The sequence below is a fragment of the Sulfidibacter corallicola genome (genome assembly GCF_017498545.1).
In the GTDB taxonomy this organism is placed as follows: domain Bacteria; phylum Acidobacteriota; class Holophagae; order Acanthopleuribacterales; family Acanthopleuribacteraceae; genus Sulfidibacter; species Sulfidibacter corallicola.
The window spans coordinates 6,757,437-6,771,256 of the sequence record NZ_CP071793.1 but is presented as its reverse complement, the minus strand read 5'-3'; the positions used below and the strand labels follow the sequence as shown (position 1 = coordinate 6,771,256).

General features: G+C 59.9%; 7 protein-coding genes. 3 read left to right on the top strand and 4 right to left on the bottom strand.

The window, feature by feature from the left end; translation table 11 throughout:
- Nucleotides 1-260: 260 nt before the first annotated feature.
- On the top strand, nt 261-2,462 hold the full coding sequence (locus tag J3U87_RS21020; RefSeq protein ID WP_237377742.1) for a xanthine dehydrogenase family protein molybdopterin-binding subunit: 2,202 nt from the start codon (nt 261-263) through the stop codon (nt 2,460-2,462).
- Nucleotides 2,463-2,470: 8 nt separating this feature from the next.
- Here J3U87_RS21020 and J3U87_RS21015 read toward each other — a convergent pair whose 3' ends face one another.
- Both J3U87_RS21015 and J3U87_RS21010 read right to left on the bottom strand, forming a co-directional pair.
- The gene (locus tag J3U87_RS21015; RefSeq protein WP_237377741.1) at nt 2,471-5,458 is read right to left on the bottom strand and encodes a response regulator; all 2,988 of its coding nucleotides are present in this window, start codon (nt 5,456-5,458) and stop codon (nt 2,471-2,473) included.
- 115 nt (nt 5,459-5,573) lie between these two features.
- Entirely contained in the window at nt 5,574-6,764 is a 1,191-nt protein-coding gene (locus J3U87_RS21010) for an HD-GYP domain-containing protein (protein ID WP_237377740.1), read from the bottom strand.
- Between the two features lie 492 nt (nt 6,765-7,256).
- On the opposite strand from J3U87_RS21010, the gene J3U87_RS21005 reads away from it, so the two are divergent.
- Nucleotides 7,257-7,997, top strand: a complete 741-nt coding sequence (locus tag J3U87_RS21005) for an esterase family protein (RefSeq protein WP_237377739.1) — start codon at nt 7,257-7,259, stop codon at nt 7,995-7,997.
- Nucleotides 7,998-8,359: 362 nt separating this feature from the next.
- Nucleotides 8,360-10,258, top strand: coding sequence for a biosynthetic arginine decarboxylase (gene speA / locus J3U87_RS21000; protein WP_237377738.1), 1,899 nt, complete (start codon nt 8,360-8,362; stop codon nt 10,256-10,258).
- A gap of 64 nt (nt 10,259-10,322) precedes the next feature.
- Here the strand turns inward: speA and J3U87_RS20995 are convergent, their stop codons facing one another.
- Nucleotides 10,323-11,381 (bottom strand): tetratricopeptide repeat protein, encoded by a 1,059-nt coding sequence (locus tag J3U87_RS20995; protein WP_237377737.1) that lies wholly within the window; start codon nt 11,379-11,381, stop codon nt 10,323-10,325.
- 375 nt (nt 11,382-11,756) lie between these two features.
- Nucleotides 11,757-13,757, bottom strand: coding sequence for an excinuclease ABC subunit UvrB (uvrB, locus tag J3U87_RS20990; RefSeq protein ID WP_237377736.1), 2,001 nt, complete (start codon nt 13,755-13,757; stop codon nt 11,757-11,759).
- Nucleotides 13,758-13,820: the final 63 nt, after the last annotated feature.

The window sequence follows — 13,820 nt, the reverse complement described above, 5'->3', positions numbered from 1 at the left end:
TGCATGCCAAATCACCGTGCTTATTGAGAATTCAAGGTTTTTCCTCTACCCGTGGAGCACGAAAAAACAAGCTTATGACTAAAAAAACCATGTATGTTTCGATGATGGATTCATTTTAGCATATGCCCCAAACCGATCCCTCCCCAAAGACGCGGATTTCGAGCGAGAAGGTCCCGTTTGCTTTTTGCTTGCTCTCCTTCCGTCAGTGGGAAATGATAGTGCCGCAGTCACAGCACAAGAGAAATTAGGGAGATTCGCACATGGATCGTCGATCGTTTCTCAAAGTGATCCAGGGCGGTGGTGCCGCGCTGGTGTTGGCGGTCTCGCTGCCGCGCTGTTCACCCGGTGAAAAGGCCCGGTTCGACGAGGCATCCGGCAACTTGATCGTGGGCGCCATGCTCGAAATCGGCGAAGACGACCGCATCACGGTGGTCGTGCCCAAACCCGAGATGGGTCAAGGGGTCCGCCACGGCCTGGCGATGTTGGTCGCCGAAGAATTGGACGCGGCATGGTCCCGCGTGGACCTGAAACAGGCCCCCTTCGACGAACGGTTCGGGGACCAACAGGTCAGCGGAAGTTACAGTGTGATCGCGCTCTGGCAACCGATGCGCCAGGCCGGCGCCGCGGCCCGCGAGATGATCGTTCGGGCGGCGGCCAAGAAATGGGGCGTCTCGGACAAAGAGATCGAAATCAGCGAAGGCACGGTTCGCGTGGCGCACGATCCCCAAACCAAGACGAGCTTGGGTGCGCTGGCCCGAGCCGCGGCCGAACAACCGATTCCGAAAAGCCCCGTGCTCAAGGATCCGAAAGCGTTCAAACTGATCGGTACCTCGGTGCCCAATCCCGATTTGACGGACATCGTGCGGGGCACCCAGGCATTCGGCCTCGACACCCGACGCCCGAACCTGCGCTACGCGGTCATCGTTCGCTGCCCCTATTTCGACGGCGAGCTGGAGAGCCACGACCCTGCCACGGCACAGGGGGTGCCCGGGGTTCACAGCGTCGTGCCGCTGTCCGGCCGATCCGCCCCCAATCACATGAGCCCAGGCGTGGCCGTGGTGGCCGATACCACCTGGGCGGCGATGCAGGGGGCCAAAGCGCTCGTGGTGACATGGAAACCCGCGAACGGAGCAAAAGAGAACAGCGGCGATCTGGCGACACAGTTCGAAAAACGCCGAGGGGAACCGGGAATCACGGTCCACGAGTCCGGCAACGCGCAGAAGGCCCTGAGCGAAGGCCGAGAGACCGTGGAGGCGGTCTACACCTTGCCGTTTCTGGCCCACGCTCCCATGGAACCCATGAACTGCACGGCCATCGCCAGCGCCTCTCATTGCGAAATCTGGGCGCCCACGCAATCACCAGGATGGGCCGCCCGGGCGGTCTCCGAGGCACTGGGTTTGCCGCTCAAGGCGATTACCGTGAACGTGATCCGCATGGGCGGCGCGTTCGGACGACGGGTCAACCCGGACTTCGTTCTGGAAGCGGCCATTCTGGCGCGTGAAACGGGCCAACCGATCCAAGTGGTCTGGCGGCGCGAGGACGACATGCGTCACGGCTTTTTTCGCCCCTCCAACATTCACCTCATGCAAGGCGTCCTGGATAGTGACGGTAAGCCCGAGGCGCTACATCATCACTTGTTTTCCAGCTCGATCAGCAGCACCTACAACGGTGTCGGCCACGCCGCGGCCCACGAACCCGAATCGCATGGAAGCACCATGGATCTGCCCTACGCCATCGCCAACCGGCGCTTCGCCTTCAGCGAGCTGCATTCCGTGGTTCGCCAGGGCTGGTGGCGATCCGTCGCCTACTCCTACAACATTTTCGCGGTCGAGAGTTTCATCGACGAACTGGCCATCGCCGCGAACAAGGACCCGCTGGCTTTCAGGCTCGACCTGTTGGCCAGTCGGGAAGCCTTCTCCCCCAACCCCAATGCAGCCGATCAGGTAGTGGATCCGGGACGCCAGGCCGCGGTTCTGCGGCTGGCGGCCGAAAAGGCCGGCTGGGGCGCCGAACTTCCGGCCGGCGCGGGTCGCGGCATCGCGGCGTGCTGGTACTACACCAGTCGCACCTACACGGCCGCCGTCGTCGATGTCCGGGCCGACGAGGAGGGCCGGCTATCGGTCGACAGAGTGGTGATCGCCGCCGATTGCGGGATCGCGATCCATCCCGATACGGTGCGTGCGCAACTGGAGGGCAGTGTCGTCTACGGTCTGTCCGCCGCACTGTTCCAACGCATCACGCTTCGCAACGGCACGGTGGAACAAGCCAATTTCGACAGCTACCCCGCACTGCGGTTCTCGCAAACCCCGCCCATCGAGGTGCACCTGGTCCCGTCGGCGGAGGCGCCCGGCGGCATCGGCGAACCCGGGTTACCGCCCGTGGCCCCCGCCCTGGCCAATGCCGTTTTCGCGGCCACGGGGCACCGTCACCGCGAATTGCCGATACCGTCGACACTCGGATAGGTCGATTCCTATCGCGTCAGGTACTTGTCCAGGGCCTCGAACAACTCCGACTTCTGAATCGGTTTGCTCAAGTAATGATCCATGCCGGCCTCCAGGCAGCGTTCGCGGTCACCCAACATGGAATTGGCCGTCATGGCGATGATCGTACAGCGCTTGCCGAGGCCTTCGCCTTCCCTTTGGCGAATGGCCCGCGTGGCCTCGAAGCCGTCCATTTCCGGCATCTGGCAATCCATGAGCAACAGGTCGTAGGGAATGCGCGCCACGGCTTCGACCGCCTCCTTGCCGTTGGCCGCCACGTCGCAGAGGTAGCCTCCCTTTTCCAACAATCGGGCGGCCACCTTCTGATTGACGATGTTGTCCTCCACCACGAGGATCCGGTAGCGGTTGCGATTCATTTCGCGCAAGGTGTGGCGGGTCACCAGCTCGGTCGCGGCCTCGGGTCCTTCCTGTTCCTTCAAACCCATGATCGCCGCGATCGCATCGTAGAGCTGACTGAGTTTGACCGGCTTGGTCAAATACCCGTCGACGCCCAACTCCAGCATCTTGGCGGCATCACCCCGCCGCGGCACCGAGGTCAGCAGGAGAATCGGCAATTTGGCCAATTCGGGCTGGGCCTTGATGTCTTGGGCCAGTTTACCGCCGTTGAGCTCGGGCTGGTAAAAATCGACGATCGCCAGATCGAAGGGGGCCGTGCCGGATGCGGCCTGGTGCAGCTTGCCGATCGCCTCCCCGGCATCTTCGGTTTCGTCGACGACACAGCCGCAGTGCTCCAACTGGTCGCGCAGGATGAGCCGATTGGTGGCGTTGGCGTCCACCACCAGGATCCGAAGGCCTTTGAGGCTGACGTCGGGCACCAACAATTGGGCCGGTTTGCCGGAGGGTTTGCCGAATTCCGCGGTGAAGGAAAAGGTGGAGCCCTTGTCGCCTTCGCTGGTCACCCAGATCTGGCCTCCCATGGCCTCGCAGAGCTGCTTGCAAATCGCGAGACCCAGACCGGTCCCGCCAAATTTGCGGGTCGTGGAGGTATCCACTTGGGAAAAGGGCTTGAAGAGCCGGTTGCGGCGATCGGCGGGGATGCCGATGCCGGTGTCGGTCACGTCGAATTGCAGCGTGTAGTAACCACCCCGCTCGAAGCGCAGGTAGACCTTGATGAACACCTCGCCGTCGCGGGTGAACTTGACCGCGTTGTTGGCGAGGTTCAGCAGGATCTGGCGAAGCCGGCCGGGATCGCCCATCAGGCGCTGCGGCACGTTGTGGCTGACCATGATCGCCATTTCGAGGCCCTTTTCCTGGGCGTTGCGGGCCAACAGGTCGCCCACTTCCTCCACGCAGTTGCGCAGGTCGAACTCGATGATTTCCAGTTCCAGGTTGCCGGACTCGATCTTGGAAAAGTCGAGCAGGTCGTTGATCAGGCCCAACAGCGCCTCGCTGGAGCGCCTCACGATATCGGCCGATTCGCGCTGCTCCCGCGAGAGCCGGGTCTCCATCAACAGCCCGGTCATACCGATGATGCCGTTCATCGGCGTGCGGATCTCGTGGCTCATGTTGGCCAGGAATTGGGTTTTGGCGCGGGCGGCGGCCTCGGCCTTCTCTTTTTCCCGCATCAGCGCTTCGGCATGGCTGCGCCGCTCGGTGATGTCGCGAATCACCACGATCGCGCCCAAGACCTCTCCGTCCGGCGTGCGGATGGGCGACGCGTTCTCTTCGATGAACAGGCCGGTATCATCGGTTTGCAACAAGATACGCTCATGCACCCCGGCCCCGTTTTCCCGAGCCAGGAGCTCACCGTGACCCAGCTTCACCGGTTCCTTGGACTGCTCGTCGATGATGCGCAGGATCTGACCGATGGGTCGGTCGATCACCTCGTCGCCGGCCGTGCCGATCAACTGCTCGGCGCGCGAGTTGATGAAGGTGATCTTGCTGGTGTTGTCGGTGGTGATGACGGCATCGCCGATGCTGGCCAAGGTGACCTTGAGCCATTCGGACTGCTTTTGCAGGGCCTCCACGGCCTGCTTCTCCTGAGTGATGTCCTTGGCGATGCAGACGAACCCCTGAATCTCCATTTGGTCGTCCATCAGAAAGGAGCTGGAAAAGCGTACCGGAATGATCTTGCCGCCCTTGGTCTTGAACAGCTCTTCCTCGGCGTAATCCTCCTCCCGCATGAAAAAGCCCTCGACGCGCGGCGTTCGCAATTTAGTGTAGATATCGGTGAATGCGCGCCCGATCAATTCGCCTTCGGTGTAGTCCAGCATTTCGCAAATCGCGGTGTTCACGCGGCGAATGAAGCCGTCCGGGGACACCACGATCAGACCCTCGCCGATGCTGCGAAGAATGTTGAGCGCATCTCCGGCCTCGTGGATATTGGCGGAGAGATCTTCGACGCTCTTGACGATACGCGGCAGTTCTTCCAGTTTTTCGATCTCCTGGAACTGGGAGGCCTGAAGCGAATGGCGTTTGGGCAGAAGCTGGCGGATCTTGGAGAAGTGGTACAGAATCTTGTCCTCGAACAGGCGCACCAACAGAAAGCCGCCGATGGTGAAGACCAGGGCCAGAAAGGCGATTTCCAACACGACCGGCAACAGGTTGGGCCGCAGCCGGTCGCGCGCGGAAATGATTCTCTGGCCCTCCACCTGACCGGCTCGGTACACCGCGAAATTCAGCTCGTTCAGGGTTTCGGCCAATTGCTCGCGATACCGGCTCGAACCCTCCGGGTCGTTCATGAGCCGTTCGAGGTCTTCGAACAGGTTGTCGCACTGGCTGATGACCGTGCCCGTCTCCTCGCTGCCGTGGGTGACGGCCTGGTCCTTCCACTGCCTGAGCGCCTGACGGGCCCGCTCGAAACGCAGTTTGTCGTCCCCCGAATTGACGGAAGGCACGTGAATGACCCAGAACTGGGTCTTCAGGAGAAATTCGTCGCCGAACAACTGGATCTTGTGGCTTTGCTCCGAAAAGGCCTGCCACTCTTCCAGCCTTTTCGTGGCAAGGTATTGACTCAAATAAAGATGAGCCCCAATGGCAAGGGCACAGAACCCCAAAAAAAGAATGACCAGATAGCATTTGATTCGAAGATTCATAAGATGTCACGCAACCGTAAAATTCAAATTTTCGGACTCATGGTCTCTTGGACGAATAGTTCGCCAAGAAATCGATAGGGTTGAAGTTGGTATCCGCGGCCGTCATCGACGTGACGATGCCGCGCGCCAACCCATCTTCACAATCGGAAGTGCCGAGCGGCACCGGCAGGGGGTGTTCGCGAAAGGTACCGTCCGGTCTGGTGAGCAGCAGGACTTTGGGGTGTTCGGGTTGCGCGGCATTGGGCTCGTAGGCGATCGCCATCTCGCCGGAATCCAACATGAGCGAGGTTCCGGGCGGATAGGGACCGAGGCACTTCTCCAAGGCGGAAAAGGCCTTGGCATCGAAGCGGGCACCCACCTCCTGCCGCATGCGATCGAGAACTTCGCGCGGATCGATCGCCTCCCCGCCGGTACCGCGGTTCACGCCATCGTCGTAGGCGTTCAACACCGCGGCCAACTTCCCGTACCAGGAGATGTCATCCCCTTTCAGGCCATGAGGATAACCCCTGCCGTCGGGCCGCTCGTGATGTTCGCCGGCGAATTGGGCGACCATGGGATCCAGCCCCTTCATTTTTTGCAGGTAATTGAGGCCGCGCACGACGTGCAATTGGTACTGATCCGATGCCCGGCCGGTGGCATGGTATCTGGCGACCAGTTCCCGGGGCAACATGCACTTGCCGATATCGTGCAGCAGGGCGGCTTTCCCGAGCATCAGCAGCTCGCCCTTGCCGAGGTTCATGGATTTGCCCACGAACAGGGCCAGAATCGAAAGGTTCACGCAATGATTGAAAATACCCTGGTCCGAACTCCGCAACACGCTGACGCAGAGCATCGATTGCGGATCCTCGAAGATTTGGTCCATCAGCAGGCTCACCTGTTGGTTGGCCTGCTCCTCGGTGATGGCGTTGCCGGCGCTGACCTCTTCCATCAATTCGCACGTCTGCTCCAGCACCATCGAGTGCACCTCGACCGCCTGACCGAAATGACGCTGGACGGCTTCGGGGCTGCCGGGCACGAGCGGTGCCGCCGGAGCCCGCTCGTGACCGCCCACGTCCAGGCCTCGATCGAGATCGATGATCACATCGGTCACCTTGTAGCTGCGCAGCTCGGCGATGACCTTTTCATCGCGGATATTCTTGCGAAAGAACGGCACGCTGATCCAACTGCGGTTGGTGGAAACCACGTACATCCCGGGGCGAAGTTGATCGATGGTTATCTTTCTGCGCATCTACCCGCTGGTTCCTTCGAGGAAAACATCAGACTCGGCCCACCCAAGCCGAAGCGGCAGCCCACCCCATCCCTCGCGGTAGATCACCGATGAACAGGCCCCTCAGAATGGGGAACTCGTCTAATTGGCAACAAGACGGCAAAACCGAAATCAAAAAGCTGGAACTGTATTGTATCATTCAATCTTGAGATTAGCGATTGGCAGTGAATGGACGGAAGGCCTCGAAGGGGCGCATCGACCGCCGAGCGACTGTGTTTTTTCGCATGAGATTCGGCGAGTCCTCGATGGCCGCGTTGTGGCCGGATTTTTCGAACCCGAGTTCGCGACGGCCCGGGGTGGCGAAGCCTATCTTCGTGGCCTCGAGGTCGTGTGGTGGGCGGGAACGGCTCCGGTCGTCGCGGACGCGTCTCGATCTCTTCCGATCGGATCGAGGTACTGCCTCGTTTCCGTCCCTGCCAATTGGAACACACAAACACTGAGGGGAGCCGGCCTATGAAGAAACGACACGAAATGATCGAAAGCCCGCACATGGGACGCAAAGTCCACCTCTGGAGCTATGGCCACTGGGGCATGCCGGTGCTGGTCTTCCCTTCCGCGGCCGGTTTCGCCCACGAGTGGGATTCCCACGGCATGGTGGACGCGCTTTCCTGGTACATCGATTCGGGCAAGATCAAGCTCTACTGCCCGGAAAGCAACGTCTCGCAAAGCTGGACCAACAAGAACGGCGACATGGCCGAACGCATCCACCAGCACAAGATCTACGAAGCCTTCATTCTCAACACCCTGGTGCCCTGGATTCGTTTCGACTGTCAAACGGCCAACATCCCGATCACCACCACCGGCACCAGTCTCGGCGGGTTCTACGCGGCGGTGTTCGCGCTCAAGTTTCCCGAGATCTTCCGCTCGGCGGTGTGCATGAGCGGTCGCTACGACCTAACCGAGTTCACGGGGGGCTTCACCAACGGCGACATCTATTTCAACAACCCCCTGGCCTTCGTGCCCAACCTGGAAGGCGATGCGCTGGAACGGGTTCGAACCCACACCATGATCAACCTGGTCTGTGGCCGCGGCGCCTGGGAAGAAGGCTGTATCGAGGAAACCATCTACTTGGGGCGCTGGTTGCACCACAAGCAGATTCCCAACTACATCGACATCTGGGGCCCCGAATCCAGCCACGAATGGCCCTGGTGGCGCGAACAGGCTCGCAAGCACTTCGGACGCATTTTCGGCTAGAGACGAGCCTGACCGAGGTTCGTTCAATCCGCGTGTTGTGATACGAGGTCGTCCGAAACCACCGTGGAAAGGGTCGTAGCGTTCTTCGGTGCCCCCCAGGGTCTTTATCGACAGGGTTAGCGGCGAAGGGCCGACAACCCCTTTCGAGTTCGGATCCGGCACCGATCACCGACACCCGCCACACAGGCACCGAACCACTGTTTTTCAACGACTTGCAAGACCACCTCGAGCTACCCGACTCGTGGCGGTCCACACCTACTTTCTTTCCGTTATGGGTTTCTGATATAGCTGTGATATAAGGGAATTTTTGCCGAACGGACGGCTATCTCTCGCGGGTGACGCGGCATTGCAGGTGCGGATACATGACGAATTGGTCTCTGAAAAAAGCGAACGAGGTATACAAGGTAAACCAGTGGGGTTTGGGCTACTTTGCCATCAATGAAAGCGGAAACGTCTGTGTGCGGCCGTCGGCGGATTCGGAACACAAGGTAGATCTCAAGAAGCTGGTGGACGAGTTGCGCCAGCGCAAGATCAACGTGCCGGTGCTGATCCGCTTCATGGACATTCTCCGCGATCGTATCGCCCAAATTTCCACCGCGTTCAAGAACGCCATCGTGGAAAACGAATACCAGGGCCAGTACTATCCGCTTTTTCCGATCAAGGTCAACCAGGAACGGGACGTCGTCAGCTCGATGCTGGAATACGGCAAGGAGTTCGGATTGGGACTCGAGGCGGGTTCCAAGGCGGAGCTGCTCATCGTGCTGGCCCTGACCCTGGATCCCGACACCCCCATCGTCTGCAACGGTTACAAGGACCGCGAGTTCGTGCAATTGGTCGGCATGGCCCACAAGATGGGCAAGAAGATATTCCCGGTGATCGAGAACTACGACGAGCTGGAAACCTTCATCGCCCATTACAAGGAAACCGGGATCATGCCGCGGCTGGGCATGCGCATCAAGCTGTCGACCAAAGGGGTCGGAAAATGGGCCAAAACCGGGGGCGACGCCTCGAAGTTCGGCCTGCGGATCCCCGAGGTGCTCAAGGCGGTGGAACGACTGCGCGAAGAGAACCTGCTCGATTCGCTGAACCTGCTTCACTTTCACATCGGCAGTCAAATCACCAAGATCAAGGTGGTCAAACAGGCGATCGTCGAAACCCTGCGGGTGTTCGCCGAAATCGTGCGCCTGGGCGCCAAGCTGGAATACCTCGATATCGGCGGCGGCCTGGGCGTGGACTACGACGGCTCTTCACAGGAAACCTACTCGACCATCAACTACACCCTACAGGAGTACGCCAGCGACATCGTCTACCGGATTCAGCAGATCTGTCAGGAAAAACAGATCGCGGTTCCCAACATTTTTTCCGAATCCGGACGGTTTCTGGCCGCCCACTACTCGATGCTGATCACCAACGTGCCGACCGTGAGTTCGATTGGCCCCTGCGGGCTGGAATTCCCGCACCCCGACAAGGGTTACGGCCCGGTCAAGGAGATGTACGACCTGCTGGAAGGCTTGACACCCGCCAACTCCCAGGAATCCTTCCACGATGCCGTCCAGTACCGCTCGGAAGCGCTCAGCCTGTTCAACCTCGGGTACCTGACCCTGCCGGAACGCGCCTACATGGAGGAGCTCTACTGGCGCATCATGCGCAAGGTGTACGAACAGGCCCAGATCCAGGGCCTGCTGTCACCGGAGATGGAGGATCTCGAGCAGGAACTCTCCGATACCTATTTCGCCAATTTCTCGCTGTTCCAATCGCTACCCGACTCCTGGGCCATCGACCAGATTTTCCCGATCATTCCCATCCACCGGCTGAACGAGGAACCCGACCGCATCGCCACGGTCGTCGACCTCACGTGCGATTCCGACGGCGTCATCGACGACTACATCGGCGAGGACGGTCCTCGGCACTGCGTCCCCCTGCATTCGGTCCACAACGGCAACAACTACTACATCGGGATCTTCATGATCGGCGCCTACCAGGAAACCCTGGGCGAACTGCACAACCTGTTCGGCGACACGCACGCGGTGCAGATCCGCATCCAGGGCGAGAACCAGTACAAGATCGAGAGCCTGATCAAGGGCGACACGATCCATCAGGTCCTCACCTACGTGTCGTTCAACCGCAAGGAACTGCTGCACAAAATGCGGGAGCAGATCGAACAGGCCGTAGACGAGCGCAAGCTGAAACTGGACGAGTCGGCCCAGATGATGGACCTCTACGAAGAGGGCCTGTACGGCTACACCTATTTCGAGGAATAGCCGGGAGACTCGCCGTTCCGGATCCCGCACGGCGGCCCTCGATGGGCGGCCGTGGCGCCGTGGCTCATTTCTTTGACGAAGCCATCAACTCCAGCTTCTGGCTGTAGCGATCCTTGTCGAACACGTTCGGCGCGTATTCCCGCGCCCGAACCAGGGCTTTGGCGGCCTTGTCGGCGTCGCCCATGCCGTGGTAGGCGGCGGCCAACATCCAGTGGAATTCGTGGGTCTTGGGCTTGCGCCGAATCGCGGCGCGGAAGTGGCCGACGGCCTTGTCGTAGTTCGCCCGTTCGAGTGCGGCGCGGCCCAGTTCGTAATGGTAGAACGGGTTGCGCTTGCGGAAGCGAACCACCCGGCGGTGGTATTTGTTGGCTTCTTCCAGGCGACCCTGGCGACGATAGAGCCGTTCCAGATTGTTCATGGCCGTCAGCTCGGCGCGACTGACCTTGAGCGCCTTCAAATAACAGCGCTCGGCCATTTCGGCGTCATCCACGTACTGGTAGGCCACCCCCAGATTCGACCAGGTGAAGCTGATACGGTCCTCGATCTGCAGCGCTCTCTGAAAATGGGCCAACGCCAATTCACGCTGTCCGTCCCCGAACAGTTCGGCGCCGATGTTGTTGTAGTACTGAGCCAGGGCCCGTGCGTCACTGACGACCATGGTCCGCCGATCCTCGGGACGGTTGTAGGGGTTGAAATCGACCGTGATTTTTTTCCCGACGATAAAGATCAGGGCGTTCATATGCCGGTTGAGGACCACCACATTGCCGTGACGATCCCAGGTGGGCACGTTCTCCACCTCCTGGAAATGGGCGGTGAAACCGCAGTAGCGCGCCATGGCCACGAACATGTTGGTGAAGGAGAGGCAATTGCCGGAACGGTCGCGGAAGGTCTCCACGGATGTCTTGGTTTCCGTATTCTCGTAGCTCAAACTGAGGAAGGATTCGTTGAAGACGACTTGCACCAGGCGCTGAAGCCGTAGCACCGGATTGCGCACGGGCACCACGTGCACGTCGAGGAACTGAGCCATGTCGGGACTCACTTCCAAAATATCGACTTCCGGAACCTTCGACGTATCGAACTGAGTGGGATTGATGACCCACAAGAAGAGCAAAACGGAAACCATAGAAACCTCCCCGCACCGTACAACCCAAAACTCGATCTGTGGCCGCGTAAGAATCGTCAAAAACCCAAAGACGAACCTGTGTTTTGCCTGGGCGCCCATGCGGCGCAATTCATAAAAAAATTGGATATCAATGCTTTTAACGCATAGACCAAAAAGAATGTTACCCGGTGCTGCACCCAAAAAAACTTGGGTAAAGGTTGATGAAAGGACCGATGCCGTCGATGGCGGTTTCTCTTCAAAAACTTACAGGGCATGGCACGGGAAAGCAAATCCGCGAGAGGTCGATTCGTCGCGAGATCGTTTGCGAATCGGTTTTCGCGTCCACTCTCCCGGTACCGGGCGTGATTTCGGGCTTTCGACCGTCTTCCGAGGAGGCTAGCGCAGCTCCAGGGCCTGGTCCTTGATAGCCTTGATCTGATCGCGGATTTCGGCCGCCTTCTCGAATTCCAGCGCTTCCGCATGGGCCAACATCTGCTTTTCCAGCACGGCGATCTTCTGATAGGCCTCTTCCTTGGTATGGAAGTCGGCCTTCTCGGGGCTCACCTGGCGCGGTGTACCGTAGTCGTTTTCGTAGAGCTCGCTCAAGGGATCGGTGAGCGAGCGGCGAACGGTGGTCGGGGTGATGCCGTTGGCCTCGTTGAACGCCTGCTGCAACAGGCGGCGTCGCTTGGTTTCGTCTAGGGTCTCGCGCATCGCGTCGGAAACGCCGTCGGCGTACATGATCACCCGCCCCTCCACGTTGCGCGCGGCGCGTCCGACGGTCTGAATCAGGGACCGCGAAGAGCGCAGGAACCCCTGCTTGTCGGCATCCAGAATGGCGACCAGCGACACTTCGGGAAGGTCAAGACCCTCGCGCAACAGGTTGATACCCACCAGTACGTCGTAGGTACCCAATCGCAGATTGTGCAGGATTTCAAGTCGTTCCAGGGTATCGATCTCACTGTGCAGCCACGCCACCTTCAAACCGTGCGTCTTCATGTAGTCCGACAGGTCCTCGGCCATGCGTTTGGTCAGGGTGGTCACCAACGTGCGCTCGTCGCGCTCGATGCGCAGGCGCACTTCCTCGAGCAGGTCGTCGATCTGGCCCTTGATGGGACGGACCTCGATTTCGGGATCGCACAGGCCGGTTGGGCGAATGATCTGCTCGACCACCTCCTGGTTGCAGACATCCAACTCGAAAGGCCCGGGCGTGGCCGATACGAACATGACCTGGGCGGTGCGCTGGTGAAATTCCTCAGCTTTGAGCGGCCGGTTGTCCAGCGCCGAGGGCAAACGGAATCCGTGGCCGACCAGATTCTCCTTGCGGGCCCGGTCGCCGCGGTACATGCCGCCGATCTGGGGCACGGTGATGTGGCTTTCGTCGGCGAACAGCAGGTAGTCTTCGGGAAAATAGTCCATCAGCGTCGAGGGCGGCGAGCCCTCGGGGCGGCCGTCCAGGTGGCGCGAATAATTCTCGATGCCATGGCAAAAGCCGGTTTCGGCCAGCATTTCCAAATCGAACTGGGTGCGTTGACTGAGGCGCTGGGCCTCCAACAGCCGGTTGTCCTCGCGCAGGACGACCACCTGCCGGTCCAGCTCTTCCTTGACCTGGCGAATCGCGTGTTCCAAGCGCTCCGTCGGCGTGACGAAGTGCGTGGTCGGGAAGATGCGCACTTCGTCCATGTCGTCCAGGCTCTTGCCGGTCAAGGGGTCGAAGGCCTGGATCAGCTCCACGTCATCGCCGAAAAACTCGATCCGGATGCCGACATCCTCATAGGCCAGGTAGACTTCCACCGTGTCGCCGCGCACCCGAAAGGTGCCGGGGTAGAAAGCGCTGTTGTTCCGCAGGTACTGGATATGGACCAGGTCGCGCAACAATTGCTGGCGATCGTATTCCTGGTCCACTTCGACGCGCACCGTCAGATCGGCGTAAAATTCGGGAGAGCCCAGGCCGTAGATGCAGGATACCGAGGCGACGATGATGACATCGCGGCGCTCCAACAGGGAACGCGTGGCGCTGAGTCGCAACTTCTCGATGTCCTTGTTGATCGTGGCTTCTTTTTCGATGTAGGTGTCGGTGGCGGCGACGTAGGCTTCCGGCTGGTAGTAATCGTAGTAACTGACGAAATACTCGACCGCGTTTTCCGGAAAGAAGCGCTTGAACTCCTGGTACAACTGGGCCGCCAGGGTTTTGTTGGGCGCCATGATCAGGGTCGGTCGATTCAGGCTCTCGATCACCTTGCCCATGGTGAACGTCTTACCCGATCCGGTGACGCCCAGCAAGGTGGTGTGTCTGGCGCCGCCCCGTATCGAGGCGCAGATCTTTTCGATGGCTTCGGGCTGATCGCCTCGGGGCTCGTAGTCGGTTACCATCCGAAAAGGAATGCTCTTGGCCATCACACCTCTCCACGGGGAGGTTGCATGCTTCGCTCCGACCTGGAGGTCCGAAACAAGGGGTCG

What these genes read in the sequence shown, in the direction of transcription:
- J3U87_RS21020 (WP_237377742.1), top strand. Translation starts at nt 261, where the DNA reads ATGGATCGTCGATCGTTTCTCAAAGTGATCCAGGGCGGTGGTGCCGCG.
- J3U87_RS21010 (WP_237377740.1), bottom strand. Translation starts at nt 6,764, where the DNA reads ATGCGCAGAAAGATAACCATCGATCAACTTCGCCCCGGGATGTACGTG.
- J3U87_RS21005 (WP_237377739.1), top strand. Translation starts at nt 7,257, where the DNA reads ATGAAGAAACGACACGAAATGATCGAAAGCCCGCACATGGGACGCAAA.
- speA (WP_237377738.1), top strand. Translation starts at nt 8,360, where the DNA reads ATGACGAATTGGTCTCTGAAAAAAGCGAACGAGGTATACAAGGTAAAC.
- J3U87_RS20995 (WP_237377737.1), bottom strand. Translation starts at nt 11,381, where the DNA reads ATGGTTTCCGTTTTGCTCTTCTTGTGGGTCATCAATCCCACTCAGTTC.
- uvrB (WP_237377736.1), bottom strand. Translation starts at nt 13,757, where the DNA reads ATGGCCAAGAGCATTCCTTTTCGGATGGTAACCGACTACGAGCCCCGA.